This is a genomic window from Xanthomonas cannabis (genome assembly GCF_040616535.1).
GTDB lineage: Bacteria > Pseudomonadota > Gammaproteobacteria > Xanthomonadales > Xanthomonadaceae > Xanthomonas > Xanthomonas cannabis.
Map to the genome: position 1 here is coordinate 171006 of NZ_CP136580.1, position 22504 is coordinate 193509.

General features: G+C 59.8%; 15 protein-coding genes and 3 pseudogenes. 14 read left to right on the forward strand and 4 right to left on the reverse strand.

Annotation, left to right across the window (positions count from 1 at the left end; all coding sequences use genetic code 11):
* The first annotated feature begins 516 nt into the window (after positions 1–516).
* Positions 517–867 (forward strand): SymE family type I addiction module toxin, encoded by a 351-nt coding sequence (locus RZV17_RS00715; RefSeq protein ID WP_355606363.1) that lies wholly within the window; start codon positions 517–519, stop codon positions 865–867.
* A 263-nt stretch (positions 868–1130) separates the two neighbouring features.
* On the opposite strand, the gene RZV17_RS00720 is transcribed toward RZV17_RS00715, so the two are convergent.
* Positions 1131–1220 (reverse strand): hypothetical protein, encoded by a 90-nt coding sequence (locus RZV17_RS00720; protein ID WP_326520498.1) that lies wholly within the window; start codon positions 1218–1220, stop codon positions 1131–1133.
* A 210-nt stretch (positions 1221–1430) separates the two neighbouring features.
* On the opposite strand from RZV17_RS00720, the gene RZV17_RS00725 reads away from it, so the two are divergent.
* The 11 genes and pseudogenes from RZV17_RS00725 to RZV17_RS00775 form a co-directional block, all read left to right on the forward strand.
* Positions 1431–1916, forward strand: coding sequence for a hypothetical protein (locus tag RZV17_RS00725; RefSeq protein WP_081422448.1), 486 nt, complete (start codon positions 1431–1433; stop codon positions 1914–1916).
* 119 nt (positions 1917–2035) lie between these two features.
* Positions 2036–3249, forward strand: a pseudogene (locus tag RZV17_RS00730) (IS4 family transposase).
* Positions 3246–3434: pseudogene (locus RZV17_RS00735) on the forward strand (integrase core domain-containing protein); the annotation flags it as partial. The pseudogenes RZV17_RS00730 and RZV17_RS00735, both read left to right, overlap by 4 nt.
* Before the next feature lie 216 nt (positions 3435–3650).
* Positions 3651–5087 carry an SEFIR domain-containing protein gene (locus RZV17_RS00740; RefSeq protein ID WP_355606367.1) on the forward strand — a complete coding sequence of 479 codons (1437 nt, stop codon included), beginning with the start codon at positions 3651–3653 and terminating at the stop codon, positions 5085–5087.
* A gap of 179 nt (positions 5088–5266) precedes the next feature.
* A complete protein-coding gene (locus tag RZV17_RS00745; RefSeq protein ID WP_355609082.1) occupies positions 5267–5683 on the forward strand; it encodes a nuclear transport factor 2 family protein in 417 nt (138 codons plus the stop codon).
* Positions 5684–6045: 362 nt separating this feature from the next.
* A complete protein-coding gene (locus RZV17_RS00750) occupies positions 6046–6396 on the forward strand; it encodes a SymE family type I addiction module toxin (RefSeq protein WP_355606370.1) in 351 nt (116 codons plus the stop codon).
* Positions 6397–6525: 129 nt separating this feature from the next.
* Positions 6526–6753 carry a hypothetical protein gene (locus RZV17_RS00755; RefSeq protein ID WP_355606373.1) on the forward strand — a complete coding sequence of 76 codons (228 nt, stop codon included), beginning with the start codon at positions 6526–6528 and terminating at the stop codon, positions 6751–6753.
* 208 nt (positions 6754–6961) lie between these two features.
* Positions 6962–7171 (forward strand): sigma factor-like helix-turn-helix DNA-binding protein, encoded by a 210-nt coding sequence (locus RZV17_RS00760; protein ID WP_355606376.1) that lies wholly within the window; start codon positions 6962–6964, stop codon positions 7169–7171.
* Between the two features lie 102 nt (positions 7172–7273).
* Entirely contained in the window at positions 7274–11815 is a 4542-nt protein-coding gene (locus tag RZV17_RS00765; protein ID WP_355606379.1) for an RHS repeat-associated core domain-containing protein, read from the forward strand.
* Positions 11812–12174: a hypothetical protein gene (locus RZV17_RS00770; protein WP_355606382.1), complete on the forward strand. Its 363-nt coding sequence runs from the start codon at positions 11812–11814 to the stop codon at positions 12172–12174. Before RZV17_RS00765 ends, RZV17_RS00770 begins: the two co-directional genes overlap by 4 nt.
* Before the next feature lie 78 nt (positions 12175–12252).
* Positions 12253–12906, forward strand: a pseudogene (locus tag RZV17_RS00775) (RHS repeat protein); the annotation flags it as partial.
* 485 nt (positions 12907–13391) lie between these two features.
* Here the strand turns inward: RZV17_RS00775 and RZV17_RS00780 are convergent.
* The 3 genes from RZV17_RS00780 to RZV17_RS00790 all read right to left on the reverse strand — a co-directional run bounded on the left by RZV17_RS00780 (position 13392) and on the right by RZV17_RS00790 (position 15659).
* Positions 13392–14207: an SDR family oxidoreductase gene (locus tag RZV17_RS00780; RefSeq protein WP_355609085.1), complete on the reverse strand. Its 816-nt coding sequence runs from the start codon at positions 14205–14207 to the stop codon at positions 13392–13394.
* A gap of 48 nt (positions 14208–14255) precedes the next feature.
* Positions 14256–14744: a helix-turn-helix domain-containing protein gene (locus tag RZV17_RS00785; protein WP_355606385.1), complete on the reverse strand. Its 489-nt coding sequence runs from the start codon at positions 14742–14744 to the stop codon at positions 14256–14258.
* A 183-nt stretch (positions 14745–14927) separates the two neighbouring features.
* Positions 14928–15659, reverse strand: coding sequence for a carbon-nitrogen hydrolase family protein (locus tag RZV17_RS00790; protein WP_355606388.1), 732 nt, complete (start codon positions 15657–15659; stop codon positions 14928–14930).
* A 375-nt stretch (positions 15660–16034) separates the two neighbouring features.
* On the opposite strand from RZV17_RS00790, the gene RZV17_RS00795 reads away from it, so the two are divergent.
* Together RZV17_RS00795 and treS are read left to right on the forward strand one after the other, a co-directional pair.
* Positions 16035–19151, forward strand: a complete 3117-nt coding sequence (locus RZV17_RS00795) for a maltotransferase domain-containing protein (protein WP_355606391.1) — start codon at positions 16035–16037, stop codon at positions 19149–19151.
* Positions 19148–22498: a maltose alpha-D-glucosyltransferase gene (gene treS / locus RZV17_RS00800; protein ID WP_355606394.1), complete on the forward strand. Its 3351-nt coding sequence runs from the start codon at positions 19148–19150 to the stop codon at positions 22496–22498. The genes RZV17_RS00795 and treS overlap by 4 nt, the downstream gene beginning before the upstream one ends.
* Positions 22499–22504: the final 6 nt, after the last annotated feature.

A 22504-nucleotide genomic window follows, 5' to 3' on the forward strand; every position in this document is an offset into this window, starting at 1 on the left:
CGCTGTAGCGGTCCACTAGGTATAGCGTGCTGTCGCGGGTCATCCAAGTGAACTTTGAGGTCGCCCTTGAAAAACCGGAGTGCGTAGCCTGATCTTCAAGCGGCGGATATGTGCTGCGCCGCCAACCAGGGTTGTTCGAACTGCATCTGACTAAGGTATCCCAGGGTAATAAGGGGTCAGAGTGACTTTCTTGCCTCATCTGAAATGGCGAGGACTCTGTGGCTTTTGATCAGCGCTTTGCCACCCCAAGCAGTTGACATCCCAACAAACCCGCAGCAATCTCTACCACAAGGAGCGTAGAAACTCCTCACAGAGCGGTACCCACCTCCGTCAAACCGGTGGGTTTTTTGTGCCTGCAGATTCTTGCGGGGGCAACCGACGCGATGCCTGCGTCGGGAGGGCGGCTAATACAACACCCTTCGGGGAAATACGCCCGCCGGCTCTGTGCGGTTTCTAACCTCCCGACATCCCGTCGCCATCCGGCGGCGGGGCCCGTTCGTCAAGGAGGGCTTTGCCATGCGTCGATCAACGTCCCATCCCACATCAGCACGCAAGCGCACCAAGGTGCCGCCGCCTACCGAGATCGTCTGGCGCACCCTCGACCCCACGCTCAAGCCACCGCCGTACCTTGAGCGCACGCCAATCCCCGAGCCCCGCACCGAACGCCGCCCCCCACGCCCAGGCCATCCACGTGCCCCCCAACACTGCACCGTGGGCTACGGCTACTACCCCGCCACCCACCAACGCATCCCCACGCTACGCCTACGCGGCCGCTGGCTGGAACAACTCGGCTTCACCATCGGCAGCAAACTCAACATAACCATGCGCAACGGCGAGCTGGTCGTCAGCATGGCACCTACGGACTAACGCGCGGTACCGCCTTCGCATTTCTTGGGTTGTGGGCTAAGACGCAAGTGGTGGTTGGGGCTGCGACTTCATACCATGCGATGAGGCGCAGTAATGACGGTCCTGTTGCTGCTCTCGCTTCACGATTGCTGCTGTTGCTGCGGCGGTTCTCCAATGCGCCTGCAGCTGACTCAGTGACTGCTCCACAGGTCACGCGAGGGCGTCGCCTGTTTTCATGTGCGCTATCAAGTTGGCGGGGCTGTCCAGCGCTCCTTGAATAATAATTACGTCTTGCCCTGCCGCACACGACGTTTCTCCGCACTCAGCACGATGTGATCGATGCTTGGCAGCCCGTTCTCTGTGGCTAGATACACGCTACTGGCTGCCAGTCGGGCACTTCGGCGCCGTCACGTATCGCTGCGTTGCGGGGCAAGCTAGGTGTTGTGAGCTGTGGCACACTCAGTGCAAGCGGCAGTGCTGGGAGCATAGTTGTAACACCCATTTTTGCGGCGACCCACTTCCTAACAAGTCATTCGAGCCAAATCTTCACTCTGCAATTTGGCTTAATTCATACGTCCGGTGTTATGAAACTTATTGAGATCTTACCCTTGGCTGGTGTCGGCCTTGTAAAGCTCGGCATGTCCCGAGCCGAAGTTCATGCTGTCATGGGGGCGCCTCCAACTAGCTTCAGAAAAGTTCCTACGTCTGCCTATCCCACAGACGCATGGCACCGTGGGTTCCACGTTTTCTATGGGGGCATCGAGCCGAGCGTGGAGTTCATAGAGCTGTCCGCGAATTCCGGATTTGAGGTTCTGTGCCTCGGCCAACATGTATTTAGCACGCCAGCATCGAGGCTCGTCGAGAAATTCCTTGCAGTTACTCCTTTCGATCCTTTTGATGAAGAGTTGGGGTACAGCTACGTGTTTCCGGCACTTGAGCTTGCGGTGTGGCGTCCGGATATGGAAGAGCCGCAGGGAAAATATTTTTCCACGGTGGGCATCGGGTGCGTTGGCTATTTTTCACGGAGAATTCCCAATAACCGGTCAGGTACACTTAAAAAGTCAACCTGACCCTGAGGTTTCCCCAGGTTTCTTCCTGCGAGATCAAGCACTTGGCGCGCCGGGATGTGGAAGAAGTTGCGCGCATGGGGCACGCTTCAAGGTGACTAAGCCAGTGAAGAGTGCCGACCATGCGCGCCAGCGAAGTATTGCAGAAGTGCCTGTCTAACTCACTCTCCGGGATGCATGCATTACGCCAGCGCGCCTTGCTGCGCGCCGTTGAAGCGCTAGTGCACGGAGGCCGGCTGACGTTGATCGACATTGCACGTGCGTGGCCTGGCGCGACGCGGGTACGTGCGCCTCTCAAGGCATGCGATCGTCTGCTGTGCAATCGCACGTTGTACGCCGAGCGATCCATGATCGAGCGAGACATGGCGCATTGGCTGCTGCGCGGGGCGCAGCCGGTGATCGTGATCGATTGGAGCGATCTGAAGCCGGACAAGTCGTGGTGCCTGCTGCGCGCCGCCGTGCCGGTCGGTGGGCGCACGCTCACGTTGCTGGACATGGTGGTTGCTGGGAAACAGCAAGGCTCGCCTGGTGCGGAGAAGCATTTTTTGCAACAACTCCGCGCACTGATTCCAGACGCTGTGCGTCCGATCCTGGTCACTGACGCCGGATTTCGCACGCCATGGTTTCGCGCGGTGTCGGCGATGGGCTGGGATTGGGTCGGGCGCCTGCGCGGTCGCACGCAGGTCAAACCGCAAGACGTTCCCGATGATGCAACGCAATGGATCGATAGCCGACGCCTGCATGCGCTAGCGTCCAACTGTGCACACGAATTGCCACCGATGCAGGCCAATCGCAGCGATCCGCTCGATTGCCGCCTGGTGCTCTACGCCAAGACACCGCAGGGACGGCAGCAACACAATCGACGCTCACCCGCCAAGGTCTCGCGCGCATCATCGAGTTTGAAAGCAGCAGCGCGTGAGCGCGAGCCATGGCTGATTGTTGCCTCCCCGCAGTTACAAGCACCCAGCGCGAAGCAATTGGTCAACCTGTATGCACGACGGATGCAGATCGAGCTGGCATTCCGGGACCTGAAGTCACATCGCTACGGCCAAGCCATGGAAGACAGCTTGACCCGACGCGGTGAGCGGCTGCAGATCCGTTGTTGCTCAATACGCTAGCCACCTTCGCCAGTTGGCTGGCAGGACTGGGCTGCGAAGCCACCGGTATTGCCCAGTGGATATCGCCACGCAACAGCACACGCAAGCTCTACTCAACACTGCGCGTCGGCCGCGAGGCGTTGGTCAGACGCTGGCCGATGGAACCTGTCTCACGCTGGCTAGAACGCTTGCGCTCACTGCCCGACGCAGTGCGTGAGCAGATGACGCTGGTGCTGTAAAAACGTGGGGATACCTAAGAACCCGACCCCGTTCCCAGTTCACTACGCTGTTGCATGCACGCACAGAGATCGGGCGCTGGCGACGCGAATAAAACGATGAGCGACCCAAAAGAGCAATTGGCGACATGACGCCCTCAGCGCATGCGCACCGGCTGACCAACACCCATGTCATCAATCCCGGACTCTCAACCCGCCTTCTACTCAGGGTGGGGGACGTCGTCAGTACGGCATCTCTCGCTCGAAGCTGTACGAGCTCTTTCCGGCGCGGCTTCCGGGAAGACGATAAGTGGTCGCAAGCGAACGCTAGAACAACAAGCTAGTGCAAAAGTTGTGACCGAGCTTGCCAGCGACTAATCTCCATCTTAATCGGCGGGGTGCTACTCGCTAAAGGGAGAACTGATTTGCAACCTCGTGTCTTTATATCCTACAGCTGGTCGTCACTTGGTCACCAAGAGCGAGTTCGGCAATGGGCCGAGCAGTTGGTCGGAGATGGGGTAGACGTAGTGCTTGACCTCTGGAGCTTCAAAGAGGGTGACGACAAGTTTGTTTTTATGGAGTCGATGGTTGTTGATCAGACGATAACCAACGTTCTAATATTTTCTGACGAAAGATACTCTGAGAAGGCTGACGCAAGAGAGGCAGGGGTTGGCGCGGAATCGCAAATTATTTCTCGCAGGGTCTACGACGCGGTTACACATTCCAAGTTTATTCCCATCGTTTGCGAGATGGATGATAACGGCGAGCCATATCTTCCTGAGTTTCTAAAATCACGAAAGTGGATAAATTTCTCAAGTTTGGAGCATGCAAATAGTAACTGGGAGCAGCTAATACGCTGTCTATATGGCCAGCCGATGCATGAGAAACCGCCAATAGGAAAGCCGCCAGCTTATCTTTTTATGAGTGCAGCGAGTCCGGCGGTACCGCCTCTATCTAAATTTTCTTCGCTGAAGAATGCCATGCAGCAGCAACGGCCAGGCATTAAGGGTTATAGGCAGTCATTTCTTGAGTCAATTTATGACTATGTCGATGGGATAAGGACAAAGGAAGTTATTGCTGATGACGATGTGGCGCAGCGTGTTCTTGCTGATTGCCGGAACCTCAAGTTTGCGCGCGATCAATTGCTAGATTGGGTAATGCTTGAGTCCGAGTATACCTCTGGTGATGTTTTCGAAGAAAATATAATGTCGATGCTGGAGATGTTGCTAGAGCTTAAGTCTCCTCCTGTAGGGTTAAGTTCTTATAATGACTCGTGGTTTGAGGCTCATTCCGTATTCACATATGAAACGTTCCTCTATGTTGTCGCTGCGTTGCTAAAAGCTGGTGCATACGACCAAGTGAGAAGTGTTTTGACCAATAGTTATTTGGTGCCTCAGTCGTTATATAACGATTCGGGTCGAATGCGTGGATTTGATGCTTTTTATGCATCTTCTACGCATCTCCAGGTATTAGCGGGCGAGGGTCGCCGTCTAAGAGCTCCTGCGGCAGAGCTTATTAAGCAACAGGCCGATCGCCAAGACATAAAGTTCGCAGACGTCATTGAGGCTGACTTAATTTTGCTCCTGATGTCATTTCTGAACGAAAACTCCCGATGGTACCCGCAGACAGCGTTATACCTGCAGCGTTACCACCCACCAACTTTCTTTATTCGCGCATCTCAGCACCGTAATTTTTTAAAGCTTGCGAAAGTGACTGGAGTTAATTCTGCTGATGAATTGAGGGCGAAAGTAAAGGCCGGGCATGTACGTACCGGTATCAAGGAGTGGAGGGATTTCTCTATGATGCATGATCCGGCGTTCTGGGATGCCATGAATATGGATGCCCTGGATACGATGGCATAGTTTATTGGGACAAAAATGACGGGGTCAAGTTAATTTAAAAAAAAGCAAGTCTCATCGCTGCAATTGCGAAGCGCAGAATAATTCTGTCGTCAACCAACGAGACCCTAGAGGGAGTAAGACATGTGAGCCGATCGATAATCGCCTTTTTTGCCTTCAGTTTCCTGCTTGCCACGTGGCCATTGCATGGTCAGAACATCACAGAAAAAGCCAAGCAGACAGTAGTTGCCAGCGTCGCGTTACCCCAAGAACTTGATCGAGTACTTCGCGACTATGAGCGCGCATGGCGTGAGAGCGACGCAAGCGCGCTTGCTGCACTATTTGCGGAAGATGGTTTTTTGCTGCAGAGCGATTGTCCTCCGATCCAGGGCAGGGCAGCTATTCAAGTGGCTTATGAAGGTAGCAGCGGAGGTCCGCTACGTTTGCGCTCACTCGGGTTTTCCGCCGAAGGTAATGTCGCCTACATCATAGGTGCGTACGGCTACGGAGACGCACCCGGCGACATAGGAAAGTTCACCCTCACGCTGCATCGGGATTCCGGCAAGCGCTGGTTGATCTTCTCGGACATGGATAATCTCAATGCTTCGTCCAAGCGGTAGTCCGCTGCATGGTGTGAAGCGAGCAAGAACAGGGGCGATCTGCAGGTTCTTCGTAGTGGCCGCACTCAAAAATCATCGTCACTTCGTAGCTCGAAGCAGTTGACATCCCAACGAACCCACAGCAATCTCTACCACAAGGAGCGTAGAAACTCCTAAGACAGCGGTACCCACCTCCGAAATCCCGGTGGGTTTTTTGTGCCTGCAGCTTCCTGCTGGCGCAGCCGACGCGTTGCCTGCGTCGGGAGGGCGGCTAATACAACACCCTTCGGGGAAATACGCCCGCCGTCTGTCTTCGGTTTCTAACCTCCCGACATCCCGTCGCCAGCCGGCGGCGGGGCCTGTTCGTCAAGGAGGGCTTTGCCATGCGTCGATCCACGTCCCGTCCCACATCAGCACGCAAGCGCACCAAGGTGCCGCCGCCCACCGAGGTCGTCTGGCGCACCCTCGACCCCACACTCAAGCCACCGCCGTACCTTGAGCGCACGCCCATCCCCGAGCCCCGCACCGAACGCCGCCCCCCACGCCCAGGCCACCCGCGTGCCCCGCAACACTGCACCGTGGGCTACGGCTACTACCCCGCCAGCCACCAACGCATCCCTACGCTACGCCTACGCGGCCGCTGGCTTGAACAACTCGGCTTCACCATCGGCAGCAAATTCAACATAACCATGCGCAACGGCGAGCTAGTCGTCAGCGTGGTACCCACGGACTAACCAGGCACCGCGCACACGACTCACGCACCCGCACGTCCCGCATCAAGCGCAACGCGCCGATTGCCACATCGTGCGCGTTCACCGCTGCCCGCGTAGAGGAGCACGAAGATGTAGCACCCCGCCGTTGTCTTGCATCTCACGCTGGACCAACTCGACCGTCTGCTACGCAGCCTCATCGCGCACGGCGACGTCATCGCCATGAGCGCAGCGGATCGCCTGCATGCGCAGACCCTCCCAACGCTGGGCCAAGCCGTCTTCGATGCCGCCAATGCCCTGCGCGAGATGCTTGAGCAGCCGACGGAGGAAAAGCAGGGCAGGCGTATCTGCAGGCCGAAGAAGGCGGCTAGGTTGGTTTGAAACTGGTGAGAGTCCCCGTTTGCCTTCGAGTGTTGGTATTTCTCAGCTTTCAGTTGCTTACATCGCAACGCCACATGTCTTTTGGTGTAACGGACGGTCGCTGCGAATATGTGGCCACAACACATGGCGATGGGCGACTGGACTGCTACAAAGGCGGGATTTTTCAGAGATTTGCAGCTAGTGACGGCCGTTAGCACCTCGGTGAGGAGTGTGGCGTGCCGCGCTTAGGCGGTTCAAACTGCTTAGGCACTATTTTAGATGCCGCCAGGCCTTCATCCTCAACCGCATCTACGGCCTCGCCTACTCGCAAGCGGCCGCAGCCATGGGCAGCTCGATCAAGATGGTGGAAAAGCAAATCAGCCGCGCCTTGGCGGCGTGCCGTGCTGCTGCGTGCTTGAAGCCGGTCAACAAGGCTTGACGAAGACAATTTCCCCGGGAGATGATAACGACGACTTTTTAGCTGCGGCATCTTGATGCCGTCTGCAGCATCGCCAGCTGCCAAAATTTGAAGGAATAGGACATGGAAGTTCTGAAGCCCCTGCGGCTGCGTCGTTACGCTTGCGCGTTGTTGCTGACCACTGTCTGCGGAGTCTACGCACAGGAGATCAAGCAAGAGTGGACACTTGCTGCCAAGCATCCAGAAATTCCAACGACAACTATTGGCGCTTTCGACAATCAACATCGTGCAATTGAGGCCATGGCGCAGATCGCTGGTCCCAGCGATGCAGAGTATGCGTATCGTTTAGCTACGCACGTGAAAGAAACAAAAACAAACGAAGACCAGACAGTCACACTTACATACTGGCTTGGTAATGATCAGCCCTCCGATCCCGAATGGACGTTCTCTGCAGTAGATGGCTCTTACGCAACTGAAGCTGAGATGGTTGCACGTCTTCAGTCCTTCTATGGTGAATTGAATGAATGTGGCAAGGTTTCGCTGAAACCTGCAAGCGAATGGACGCCGTATTCGGCTGAGTTCGAGGGCCGTTACGAGTCAAGAAACTTTGACATCACATCGAATGTAATTCTTTACGACGGAACGTGTTTCCCCATAGAGCACGCTGGGATCGGTAATCGCACCCGCAGGCTATTATGTCCCGTGTATACAAACTGGAATGATGATTATCAGGCCTGTGTAAATCTGGAGATATTTGCCTATTTGACCGGGCCCTCCTTGGAGGACACGTGTTCGGTTGGTAACCCTTGCGACGTAAAGACTGGGGAAAAGTCGCAGCCTGAACAGGACTTCGATCTTGGATGGATACGTCTCGTTCGAACGTTTCGGTCCTCGCAGGTTGGAAGGCGATCCAACCTTGGGGCTGGTTGGTTCAACTCACATGAGATCAGCGTTTCTGTGAGCGGTTCTTACGCAACACTTGCTGAAGGAAACGGGCTCCAACGTAATTTCAAATCGGTCGGAAATTCTTTTATTGCTTCTGATGGCTCTGGGGATCGGCTTGAGAAAATAGCCAACGGGTGGAGGATTTTTAGGTCGGCTGCGGTTTCAGACTTCGATGCCGCAGGCGCGTTGAATTTAGTGTCGAACGAGGACGGAACTTACCTTCGATACGCGTACGATAGATCCTCGAGATTGGAGTCGATTACGCATTCGACTGGTCGCAAGTTGGTGTTTCATTACTTTGACTCGTCTCGTTATGCCCAGCTGGTTCGAGTCAGCCTGGACGGCGTGCCATTAGCTACATATTCGTATTCCACTACATTTCCAGACTCTGCATTGCTGGAGAGCGTGACCTATGCGGACGGCCGGGTCAGGTCGTATCTGTATGAAGACGCCAATTTTTACCGTTACCTGACTGGCGTAGTTGCGGAAGATGGAGTGCGTTACAGCACATTCGCCTACAACGCTACGGGGCGTGTTGTGTCGAGCCAGCATCACGACGGCGCAGACGGTGTGACGCTTGATTACACCGATGGCGCCACCGTGGTGACCGATGCGTTGGGAAAACAGACGACATATACGCTGAGCCAGCGTTCCGCAGGTCCTAGAAAAATAGATGACGTCACCGACAGTGCAGGCACCCTCAGCAGCGACTATTTGGACGCAAGTGTTGATTTTCGTCGGCGCCTGAGAGCTTCTACCGATCGTGCCGGAGTTGTCACGCAGCACGCCTATGCCGAACTTACGGATGCTGGCGTGCCAGTCAATGTGCATACGGTCACCGAGGCGGCTGGTTTACCCAGTCAGCGAATCACAAGTACGCGCACCGCTGTCGACAGCAATCGATTGATTTCAGTTCAATCAAGTGACAAGCAAGTAGGCTATGTCCGAAATGCGCGACTGCAGCCGCAGCAAGTCATCACGACCGACGTCGCAAGTGGTCAGACCAGAGTTCTCAGTATGAACTACTGCGAGGCAGCCGACGTGGCTGCCGGTAGCGACTGTTCGCTGATCGGTTTGCTGAAGTCAGTGGATGGCCCGCGCACGGATATCGACGACCGTACGACCTACAACTACTACCCCATCGATGCCGCTGGGTGCCAGACCGGCACCGGACCGTGCCTGTACCGTAAGGGCGACCTCAAGCAGACCATCAACGCCCGCGGCCAGATCCGGGAGAATCTGAGCTATGACGCAGCGGGCCGCGTTCTTTCTGCCGTTGACGAAAACGGGGTGCTGACTGATTACAGCTACCATCCGCGTGGTTGGTTGGCATCGACCACGGTGCATGGCGCTGCTTCTGCGCAGAATCGCGTCACCACGTTCGAGTATTGGCCCACCGGCTTGGTCAAGCGCATCACCCAACCCGATGGCAGCTACGCCACGTTTGTCTACGACCAGGCCCAACGCCTCACCGATGTCACCGATACGCTGGGCAACACTCTCCATTACGTGCTCGATAAGGCTGGCAATCGTCTGGAAGAGCAGACCAAGGACGCGCAGGGTGCGCTCAAGCGCAGCTTGAGCCGTATTTACAATCAATTGGGCCAACTGGAAACGCAGGCGGACGCGGCCGCAAATCCCACCGACTATGCGTACGATGCAAACGGCAACCTGCGCTTGATCACCGACGCATTTGGCCGTAGCACCCTGCAGGAGCACGATCCGCTCGGTCGGCTTGCGCGCACGTTGCAGGATGTCGATGGCATCAAGGCCGAAACCAACGTGGGTTATGACACGCAGGATCGCCCGTTGCAGGTCAAGGACCCCAAACGTCTGGACACGCGCTACACGTACAACGGCTTTGGCGACACCCTGAAACTGACCAGCCCGGACACTGGCGTCACCAGCTATACCTACGACAGCGCCGGCAACCGCGCCACCCAGACCGATGCACGCGGTGTCACGGCCACCTACGCCTACGATGCGCTCAACCGTGTCCTGAGCATCAGCTACCCAACCGCCGCCTTCAATGTCAGCTATACCTATGACGTCACGCAGAGCGTGTGCGCCAGCGGTGAGACGTTCACCGTCGGGCGCCTGGCCAGGCTCCAGGATGGCAGCGGTACCACCCAGTACTGCTACAACCGCTTCGGCGAGGTGATGCGCAAGGTGCAGACGGTCAATGGCAAGGTGTTGGTGTTGCGCTACGACTACACACCTGGCGGCCGCCTGCGGTCGATGGTCTACCCGGACGGCACCACGGTCGATTATGTCCGCAACGCGCAAGGCCAGACGACCGAGGTTGGGGTGACTGCACAGGGCGGCAGCCGCCAACGTCTGCTGAGCGGAGCGACCTACAACCCGTTTGGGCCATCCTCCGGCTGGACCTATGGCAACGGCCGCAAGCTGGCGCGCATGTACGATCTTGACTACCGCCCCCGCAGCATCCAAGACACCCGCGCAGGCGGCTTGGAAATCGGCTTCGGGTTCGATGCCGTTGGCGACCTCACCGCTCTGACCCCGGCCGGCAACCCGACACCGGACTTGCGACTGGACTACGACGCCTTGGGCCGGCTCACCGCGCTCAAGGATGGCGCCGCCAATACCGCGATCGATGGCTACGGCTACGATGCCACCGGCAATCGCCTGAGTGCCAAGGTCGGCGGCGCCACCCAGGCCTACACCTATCCGACGACCAACCACCGCCTGAGCGCAGTCGCAGGCGTGGCACGCACCTACGACAAGATGGGCAACACCCTCACCATCGGCGGCAAGGCACGCGAGTACCTGTACGACACCACGGGCCGCATGACCCAGGCCAAGCGCGCAGGCGTCGCGGTCATGAACTACCGCTACAACGGCCGCGGAGAGCAGGTACGCCGTTATCTGGGCACCACCAACACCTATACGCTCTACGACGAGGCCGGCCACTGGCTCGGCGACTACGACACCAACGGTGCACCCAAGCAACAAGCAATCTGGCTGGACGACCTGCCGGTGGGCCTGCTGGCCAACGGTGGTCAATTGCACTACATCGAACCCGACCACCTAGGCAGCCCGCGTGTGGTCGTGGATGCCGCCCGCGACGTCGCCGTATGGAGCTGGAGCCTGAAAGGCGAAGCCTTCGGCAACACCGCACCCAACCAGGATCCGGATGGAGACGGCGCCGCGATGGTGTTCGACATGCGGTTCCCAGGGCAGCGGTTTGATACCGCGAGCGGATTCAATCAGAACTACTTCCGCGATTACGATGCGGCCACTGGTCGGTACGGGCAGAGTGATCCGATCGGCTTAAGAGCAGGAGTTGGTACATACGTTTATGTTGAAGGAAGCCCAGTTAGCCACCTAGATCCTTCTGGTCTTTGTGAAGATAAACCAAAGGAAGACTGTCTTGATGCTGCTCTAAGTACTTACTCTATGGAAGAGTCAGTTAATTCGATTGTGGGATTTGGCGCCGGTTCCGCAATCTTTGGTGGGTCGGCGCAAGTGGTCAATAAGTCAGCAATTAAGCCGCGTGGTGGGGTGGCAGGTGGAGGTCCCAGCGGGCGTTACACGAGTTACTCCAGACGCTACCTGGGAAATGGGGTCGGGAGAACTATTGGCAGACTCGGAATAGGAACAGTAGTTAAGAGGGCAGGTATTATTGGAGCAGGGATTGGTGCAATAACAGAGCACGTTGAAGCATTGAATGCTTTTGTAAAATGTCGAGGTGCTCAGTGATCGACTATTCTGCTAGAAATATCGGAGTTGAGTTGCTGCGGAAGCTTGAAAAAAACCGACTTTCCTCAAGTGAATTTGAGGGAAATTGGCCGAAAAAAACTGAGGATAATGCGGTTAGGTCGATCGGATACTGGATATGGACTTTATTTGACGACGAACATGAGTGTATTATTGAAATAAAAGAAAATTCAGAAGAAAAATCCATTCTGAAAAACTCAATTGAGTTTTTAAGTTCAGATCGAATTTTTCATCCCAAGGTGCTTGGCAAATATGAAAAAATGAAAAAAATTATTTTTGAGGGTACAGAATGGTTGGGATGCGAATTACCTTGGCATAAGAAGTGGCCTTTTCCTGAGTAGATAATCCATTCAGAACTGTGGAGGGGCCTACTGTGGAGGGGCCTTGGGAAGATGAATTGGCATCGATCCAATCGATACCTCACTACTCTGACGCCGGCCGGCAACCCAACACCAGAACTTCTTCTGGACTACGACGCGCTGGGCCGGCTCACCGCGCTCAAGGATGGCGCTACCGAGGCGGTGATCGAAGGCTATAGCTACGATGGCACCGGCAATCGCCTGAGTGCAAAGGTCGGCGGCGCCACCCAGGCTTACACCTATCCGACGACCAACCACCACCTGAGCGCAGTCGCGGGAGTGGCGCGCACCTACGACAAGATGGGCAACACCCTCACCATCGGCGGCAAGGCACGCGAGTACCTGTACGACACCACGGGCCGCATGACCCGGGCCAAGCGCGCAGGCGTCTCAGTCATGAACTACCGCTACAACGGCCGCGGCGAGCAGGTACGCCGTTATTTGAGCACCACCAACAGCTATACGCTTTACGACGAGGCGGGCCATTGCCTCGGCGACTACGACACCAACGGCGCGCTCAAGCAACAAGCGATCTGGCTGGACGACCTGCCGGTGGGCCTGCTGGTTAACGGTGGTCAATTGCACTACATCAAGCCCGACCACCACGGTAGCCCCCGTGTGGTAGTCGATGCCGCCCGCGACGTTGCCGTGTGGAACTGGAGCCTGAAATGCGAAGCCTTCGGCAACACAATGCCCAACCAGGATCCGGATGGATTGCACTGCTTTGCAAAACGAGGTTCATAATGGGTGTCTGGGGCAATGATTGCTAACAATTTAAGGCTTGCAATTATTCTTATGGTCTCCTTATCTGCTTGTGCTGCTCCTGGCCAAGGCATGAAAGCTAAGAGGACGAAGGAGGTCGGCGACGCTATAGTCCATTCAATCGAAGCTTATCGCCTCGAGAAGGCTGCTTATCCCAAATCGATTGATGAGCTTGACAATTATAAACAAGTCATGATCGATGTTAGTTCCGAAGATATAAAGTTATTCTTTTCCTCAAATTCATCTGACCATTACGAGTTGATAATCAAGTATTTCGGTCCAGGAAGTAACTTATGTGTCCATCGATCTGCAGACGCCGAAAACGTCTGGGATTGTACCGGTAGCTACTGATGGCAAGCATCGGGATCATCTTGCGAGCGGGAACAGGGTTAGGTTCACTTAAGCTACCTCACTTGTTCCCTGCGGTCTCCCAACGACTAACCCACGAACGACTGCCGGTGGTCGCGAATAAAGTCATCGAACGTATGCGGTGGCATTCCGGTGAGCCGCTCGATCTCGAAGGTGGGGTCGATATCGTGATGGCCTGCCACCACGTCCGCGAACTGCACCGTGAGCCCCTTGGCCATCCAGGGCGAGTTGCCCGTAGCACGCATCAGCACGCGGAACGCCGGTGAGGGCAGGTTGAGATAACGCACCTTGCGGCCAATGCCCTGCGATAGGCGCGCTGTTGCCGCCTGCATATCCAGTGTCTCCGGCCCGGTGAGGAAATAGGTTGCGCCTGCGTGGCCTTCTTCTGTCAGCACCCTCGCGGCCACGCGCGCGATGTCGCGTGTGTCGATCCAGGACACGCTGCCGCGGCCGGCCGCCATCGGGAACACGCCCTTGGCAATCGGATCCTTGAACCACAGAAAGTTCTGCATGTACGCGGTGGGCTTGAGGATGGTCCACGTGATGCCTGACGCACGCAGGTGGTGGTCGATGAGCGCATGCGATTTCGCCCACGGCACCGGTGAGCGCACGTTGCAATCCGATGCCGAGACTTTCACGATCCGGCCGATGTCGGCGCGCTTGGCCGCGTCAATCGCGGCCGTCTCCTGCGCCACCTGCCCGGGTGTGGGCGGGGTAATGAGAAACAGCGTGTCGCACCCCTGCATCGCGCGTTGCAGCGTGTCGGGTGTGTCGAAGTCGCCCAGCACGGCGTCGATGCCCTTGCGTTGCAGGTCATCCACCTGCTGTTGCTTGCGGCACATTGCGCGGAACGGTGTGCCTGCTTCTTTTAAAAGCCTGCACAGCTCGCCGCCGATACCACCCGTGGCACCTGACACCAGAATCAGGCTGCGTTACTCCTGCGGTTTGACGGTGGAACTGGAAGCGCTGGACGCATCGCCCAGCCACTCGGAGATGACAGTGCTCATCTCCTCAAGCGTGCGGATGGCATCGCAGATGCGCTCGAGGCCGATCCTGTCGGCAATCGCCTGGTCGACGGGCGCAACCGCGTTCTCGGCACCGGCCACGGCTTTACTGCCTGCCCGGGTGAGCGCTACGAGCTTGGCGCGAAGGTGAAGTGGATTCGGCTGGAACTCCACCAGCCCCTGCTCGGCAAGCACATCGACGATGCGTTGCACCGCCTGCCGGGAGAGGCCCATGTTGCGCGCGATCGAGGCGGCGGGAAGCGGGGCAGGTGCGTACCGCAGCGCGGCCAGCACCTGCCACCACGCACTGGTGAGCCCGAGATGGGCAACCAATTCGTTGCCCGCGCTCACCAAGCGGCCGTTGGCCGCGAACACGGCTAGCGCTAGCGCGCGTACGTGTGCTTTGTCTGTCTGCATGCCATCGCTGCCATTCAAGTTGACAGCATGTTGTCAACCAAATGGTGAGCGGTATGTGATGCAGTTTTGCAGCAGCGTGTAAGGCGCCGCGGGATCGCAATAAGTGAACGTAGCGCCGGGGAGCCGGCGATGGTTGAAGTGTCACCGCACAGAGGGGCTGCCTGTCATTGGCCCTGGCCTGACTCAAGCCAATTGGAAGACGCCCGCTTCTCCGGTTCCTGGGTCGTACGCCACCAATGCTTCTTCAAGCGCGTTGGCGCTGCACACGCGTTCTCCGTCACTGCTCCAGATAGCAGACTGGCCCGCACCGATGAAGGTGTCGGCGGCGCCCACACAGTTGGCCATCACCACGGCCATGGAATGTTTCTTCGCAATCATCGGGTAATGCCCATAGGCCGATGCGACGCCCCGCTCAGACTTCGCCACGCTTGCCAGATAGACGTGAGCGCCTAATGCAGCTGCATGTTCGGCATGGCTGGCCTGCAGTGATTCATAGCAAATGGCGGGCGCCAGGACATGATCTGCCTGCGTGAGCACAAGCTGCTCGGCGCCTGGGGTGAAAAAAGGCAATTCGTCGAGGTGGAGATGCTGCTTCGAATAGGTACTGCGTTTTAGCCCCGGCTGGAAACAGACCATGCTGATTTCCGTGCCGTTCGCTCCCCTGGTGGGCGCGCCCACGGCGATGAGCATGCCGTACCGGTCACTGGACACCTGAAACGCGTTAAAGCGCTTGTCCGCCGGGTCCACCGCCAGCGCCTCTGCCAGCCCCGGCTCGTAACCGGTAAGGGAAAGCTCGGGGAACAGCAGCACGTCGGCCCCTTTGCTCGCAGCGAAGCGAATGACATCCAGGTGTCTGCCAATGTTCCTTTCGACCTCACCCGGTGCCGAACGAATTTGTGCAGCGATGAGCTTCATTGCTGGTCTCGCGCCCATGGATTGAGCACCAAGCTTAGTCCTGCTTGCCTGGGCACAGCCGCGCTTGTTTGATTTTCGTCAATTCGGCCGACACATGAAATTCGCAGGGGGGGTGCTTGACTGCATGGGTCAAGAATCGTTGCGGAGTTGCGCATGAGTGCAGTCACGGTAGGCAGGGTCGACCAGGCGTTGAGCGGGCGGGCATCAGTGCAGCAGGCGGCGGCGCAGCATGCGTCACTGCTGCTCGCATCGGTCCGAGCCGGTGGAGGGCCGGCGCGTTGGCAGCGAGCGCTTGCAGCGACATGGAGCGGCGGGTGCCGCGTGACGTCCACCCTGACGGTGCGTTCGCGCGCCGTTGCTTGCTGAGGGGCGGTCATGCGGATCTGTGTACTCAACGAAACGACCCCGAGCGCCACCGGGCTGGAGCAGCGCTGCGTAGCGGCGCGTGAGGCCGGGTGCGACTACGTGGTGATGGCTGCGCCGTTCGAGCGTGACGCGGATGGCCGGCTGGTCGAGCCGGCTAGTGCTGCCGATGCGCAGCACGGCCCGTTGCGTGATGCGGCGCAGGCCGCGCATCGCGCCGGGGTGAAGCTGCTGATCGATCTGCGGCTGGATGAAGTGGGCGGGGCCAGCGCGGTGGTGCGCGATAACCCGCAGTGGTTCCGCGCACGCAGTACGGCGGTGCCGGACCCGCGCCAGCCGCGCGCCACGCCGGAAGTGGCCGAGGCGCGCTTCAGCTATGCGCAAGAGGGCGCTGCGCTGGTGGAGTGGTGGAGCGCACGCTTGCTGGAGTGGGCCGGGCAGGGTGTAGCCGGGTTTCGTCTATTGCAGCCGCAGCAGGTGCCGGCGCAGCGTTGGCGCGAGCTGATCGCCCGCGTGCATGCGCAGGCTCCGGAAGTGGTGTTTGCGGCGTGGACGCCCGGGTTGGGGCTGGAGGCGCTGCAGCAGCTGTCCGGTGCCGGGTTCGATGCGGCGTTCTCGTCGCTGGCATGGTGGGATGGTCGCGGCAGTTGGTTCTTCGATGAAGACACCGCGCTGCGTGCATTGGCGTCGCAGGTGATTGCCGTGCTGGATGCACCCGATGGCAAGCGTGCCGCCGCGCCCGAGCAGCACTGGCAGCTGGCGCTGGCTCTGGGTAGCGCCTGGTTGCTGGACGATGCGCATCTGGACGCGTTGCCGCTGTCGATCCGTGCCACCGATGGTTTGCCCACCAGCAATGCGGGCATGCGGTTGCGGCCGCTGCTGCGCGAATCCACCGGCTTGACCGCGGTGGCAGTGGAGCCGCTGGGCGGCTTGCCCTCCTTGTTATTGATCAATGGCGATACGCGGCATGTGGTGCCGGTGCCGGCCTCGGATCTGTTGCGCTTGCTTGGCGACGCGGAAGCGCTGGTGGCCGAAGACGGCCGCACCTTGTCCGGCGCGACGCTCGATGCGCTGGAGCCGGGCGAGGTGCGCGTGTATCGCAGCGTGCCGGCGCGCCATGTGCTGGCGGTGCCCCGCATGCGCCCGCGTGCGCAGACCGCCGCCACCTGGCCGCGGGTGTGCATCGAGTCGGTGACGCCGTCGGTGGACAACGGCCGTTTCCCGGTCAAGCGCACGGTGGGCGACCGCATCTGTGTGGAAGTCGATGCGTTCTGCGACGGGCACGACCGCATCGCCGTGGCGGTGCTGTGGCGCCCGGCCGATGCCAAGACCTGGTCCAGTGCACCAATGCGTGCACTGGGTAACGACCGCTGGCGTGCGGAGTTCCCGCTGGAGCGCATCGGCACCTATGAGTTCCGTGTGGAAGGCTGGCGCGATGTGTTCGCCACCCTGCATGCGGATCTGGAAAAGAAGCGCGCGGCCAATACGGTGCTGCCGGTGGACGTGCAGGAAGCCGTCGCCGTGGTGCAGGCCGCGCATGCGCGTAGCAATGGCGCGCTGGCCGAGCGCCTGCAGGCGGTGCTTACCCGTATCGGCGCGCAGAGCGAGCCGTTGCAGCAGCTGGCCATCGTGCTGGAGCCGGATACCGCACAGGCGATGGCGCTGGCCGACGACAAGCCGTTTCGCTCCGAGACGCCGGTGACCTACCGGGTGGAATCGGAGCGCCGCGCGGCGCACTTTGCCAGCTGGTACGAATTGTTTCCGCGTTCGCAAAGCGGCGACCCGCAGCGGCACGGCACCTTCGACGATGTGATCAAGCGGCTGGCACACATCCGCGCGATGAACTTCGATGTGCTGTACATGCCGCCGATCCATCCGATCGGCTTGAACAACCGCAAGGGCCGCAACAACTCGGTTACCGCGGTCGAGGGCGAACCAGGAAGCCCGTATGCGATTGGTGCCAGCGATGGCGGGCACACCGAGGTGCATGCCGAACTCGGTGGGCTGGAGGGCTTCCGTCGCCTGATCCAGGCCGCGCGTGCACATGGACTGGAGGTGGCGCTGGATTTCGCGATCCAGTGCGCGCCCGACCACCCGTGGTTGAAGGAGCACAAGGACTGGTTCACCTGGCGCGCGGATGGGTCGATCCCGTATGCGGAGAACCCGCCGAAGAAATACCAGGACATCGTCAACGTCGACTTCTACGCCAGCGGCGCGGTGCCGGACCTGTGGAATACGCTGCGCGATGCGGTGCTGTTCTGGGTCAACGAAGGCGTCACCCTGTTCCGCGTGGACAACCCGCACACCAAGCCGTTCCCGTTCTGGGAGTGGTTGATTGCCGATGTGCGCGGGCGTCGCCCGGACGTGGTGTTCCTGTCGGAGGCCTTCACCCGGCCGAAGATGATGTACCGACTGGCCAAGTGCGGCTTTTCGCAGTCCTACACCTACTTTACCTGGCGCAACCACAAGCACGAGCTGCAGGAGTACGTGGAAGAGTTGAACGAAGGCGTGCCGCGCGAATGCTTCCGCCCGCATTTCTTCGTCAACACGCCGGACATCAACCCCACGTTCCTGCAAAACAGCGGGCGCAACGGGCATCTGATCCGCGCCGCGCTGGCGACCACCTTGTCGGGGCTGTGGGGCATGTACCAGGGCTTCGAATTGTGCGAGGCCACGCCGCTGGCGCCGGGCAAGGAAGAGTATCTGGATTCGGAAAAATTCCAGCTACGCGCCTGGCCCGAGCGTGCGCCCGGCGACATCGTCGATGAGATCACCCGCTTCAACCAGCTGCGCCGCATGCATCCGGAGCTGCAGTCGCACCTGGGCACGCGCTTCTATCAGGCGCACAACGATCAGGTGCTGTACTACGGCAAGTTCCTGGATGCCGGCTACCTGTCGCGCAGCCGCAGCATGGTGCTGGTGGCGGTCAACCTGGACCCGCATGCCGGGCAGGATGCGGATATCGAAATCCCGCTGTGGGAGCTGGGCTTGCCCGATCACGCTACCGTGGCCGTAGAAGATCTGTGGGACGGGCATCGGTTTGAGTGGCACGGCAAGTACCAACACATCCGTCTAGAGGCAACGCGACCGTTCGCGTTATGGCGCATCCGCGCAGGAGAGGTCGCATGAATGCAGTTGCAGCGTTACAAGCCGATGCCGAGCAGTCGTCGGTGGTTGCCGATCAGCTTTGGTACAAGGACGCCATCATTTACCAGGTGCACGTCAAGTCGTTCTTCGACTCCAACGACGATGGCATCGGCGATTTTCCGGGGCTGATTTCCAAGCTGGACTACATTGCCGAACTCGGCGTGGACACCATCTGGCTGCTGCCGTTCTACCCCAGCCCGCGCCGCGATGACGGCTACGACATTGCCGAATACATGGCGGTGCATCCGGACTACGGCAGCATCGAAGATTTCGAGCAGCTGGTGGCGCAGGCACATGCACGCGGCATCCGCATCGTCACCGAGCTGGTGATCAACCACACCTCCGACCAGCACCCGTGGTTCCAGCGTGCACGCAATGCGCCGGCCGGCTCGCCGGAGCGCGACTTCTATGTGTGGTCGGACACCGACCAGGAATACGAAGGCACGCGCATCATCTTCTGCGACACCGAAAAGTCCAACTGGACCTGGGACCCGGTGGCCGGGCAGTACTTCTGGCACCGCTTCTATTCGCATCAGCCGGACCTGAACTTCGACAACCCCGCAGTGCTGGAAGCGGTGCTGGAAGTGATGCGCTTCTGGCTGGACCGCGGTGTGGATGGCCTGCGTCTGGATGCAGTGCCGTACCTGATCGAGCGCTCCGGTACCTCCAACGAGAACCTGCCGGAAACCCACGCGATCCTGCGCAAGATCCGCGCCACGCTGGATGCCGAATACCCCGACCGCATGCTGCTGGCCGAGGCCAACATGTGGCCGGAAGACACCCAGCAGTATTTCGGCCAAAACGCCGACGAATGCCATATGGCGTTCCACTTCCCGCTGATGCCGCGCATGTACATGGCGATCGCGCGCGAAGACCGCTTCCCGATTACCGACATCATGCGCCAGACCCCGGAGATTCCGGAGAGCTGCCAGTGGGCGATCTTCCTGCGTAACCACGACGAGCTGACGCTGGAAATGGTCACCGATTCGGAGCGCGACTATCTGTGGCAGACCTATGCCGCCGACCGCCGCGCGCGTATCAACCTGGGCATCCGCCGCCGCCTGGCGCCGCTGCTGGAGCGCGACCGACGTCGCATCGAGCTGATGACTTCGTTGCTGCTGACCATGCCCGGCACGCCGGTGCTGTATTACGGCGACGAGATCGGCATGGGCGACAACATCCATCTGGGCGACCGCGATGGCGTGCGCACGCCGATGCAGTGGTCGATCGACCGCAACGGTGGTTTCTCGCGCGCCGATCCCGCGCAGCTGGTGCTGCCGCCGGTGATGGACCCGCTGTACGGCTTCCAGGCGGTGAATGTGGAGGCGCAGATCCGCGACCAGCATTCGCTGCTCACCTGGACCCGCCGCGTGCTCAGCGTGCGCAAGCGCTACCAGGCCTTCGGGCGTGGCAGCCTGCGCTTCCTGTACCCGGGCAACCGCCGCATGCTGGCCTACTTGCGCTGCTATCAGGACGAGACCGTGCTGTGCGTGGCCAACCTCTCGCACACGCTGCAGGCGGTGGAGCTGGACCTGTCCGAATTCGAGGGCCGCGTGCCGGTGGACATCATCGGCGGCGGCAGCTTCCCGCCGATCGGCCGGCTGACCTACCTGCTCACCGTGCCGCCGTTCGGTTTCTACGCGTTCCAGTTGGTCAGTGAAGGCACTTTGCCGGACTGGCATGTGCCCAGCCCGGTGCCGTTGCCGGATTACCGCACGCTGGTGCTGCGGAGCGACACCGATGAGAGCAACGCCTTGCTGCCGCATCTGCCCACGCTGGAAGGCGAGATCCTGCCGGCCTGGTTGTCGGCGCGGCGCTGGTTCTCGGCCAAGGATCAGGCATTGAAGAATGTGCGCATCTCGCGCCGCACACCGTTGCCGGGCGATGAGCCGATGAGCCTGCTGGAACTCGACGCAGAGCTGGAAGATGGCCGCCACGAGCGCTACATGCTGCCGATCGGCATCGTGTGGGAGCGCGACCACCCCAGCACGCTCGCCGAGCAGCTGGCACTGGCGCGCGTGCGCCAGGGCCGCGAGGTGGGCTATCTCACCGATGCGTTCGCACTCAAGCCGATGGTGCGCGGCGTGATCGATGCGCTGCGCAGCAATGCGGTGCTGGACGTACGCGATGGCGACGATGCCGCGCAGCAGGGCCAGGTGCGCTTCGAAGCGACGCCGGCCCTGGCCAAGCTGGAGATCCCTGCCGACCCGGACATCCGCTGGTTGTCGGCCGAACAGAGCAACAGCTCGCTGGTGGTGGCCGACAAGGCGGTGTTCAAGCTGCTGCGGCATGTGGCCGACGGGGCGAACCCGGAGATCGAGATCGGCCGTCGCCTGACCGAGATGGGCTACGCCAATGCTGCGCCGTTGCTGGGCAGCGTCAGCCGGATCGACGCGCAGGGCACCGTCACCACCATCGCCTTGTTGCAGGGCTTCATCCGCAACCAGGGCGATGCCTGGCGCTGGACGCTGGATCATCTGGCGCGCAGCTTCGACGAGTACGCCACCGCGCAGACCGACGAAGCACGCGCCGAGGCCATTGCCGGTTACGACGCCTTCGCCGCGGTGGTCGGCAAGCGCCTGGCCGAGCTGCACGAAGCCTTGTCGCGTGCCAGCGACGATGCCGACTTCGCCCCGCAGCGCATCGACCTGCCCGCCGCCAACGATGTGGTGGCCGGCGTGGCGCGGCAGGTCGAAGAGATGTGGGACACGGTCAATGCACGTCTGGCAGGCACCGACGACGCCATCGAGTGCGAGGCGCTGGAAGCGGTGCTCGCCGAGCGCCCGCAACTGGACAGCTTGTTGGCCAAGGCGCCCGGCGTGCTGGCCGATTCGTTGCTGACCCGTGTGCATGGCGACTTCCACCTGGGCCAGATCCTGGTGGCCTTCGACGATGTGGTGTTGATCGATTTCGAAGGCGAGCCGGCCAAGCCGTTGGCCGAACGTCGTGCCAAGGCCAGCCCGCTACGCGATGTGGCCGGCTTCCTGCGCTCGCTCGACTACGCCAGCGAAGTCTCGGCACGTGGCGAAGAAGGCACGGCCGCGCGCGCAGGTGTCGGTGTGGACACGCATCTGGACGAATTCCTGGTGCAATTCCGCCGCCGCTCCACACAAGCCTTCCTGGACGCTTACCATGCCGTGCTCGACGCCAGCGCCCACCCGTGGATCGCGCCGGCGGCGTTCAACGCGGCCACCTTGCTGTTCCTGGTGGAGAAGGCCTGCTACGAGGTGCGTTACGAAGCGGCCAATCGCCCGGGTTGGTTGATGGTGCCGATCGAAGGCTTGCGACGCATCCTGCAACGTGCACGCGCCGGTGCAGGAGACACATGATGAATG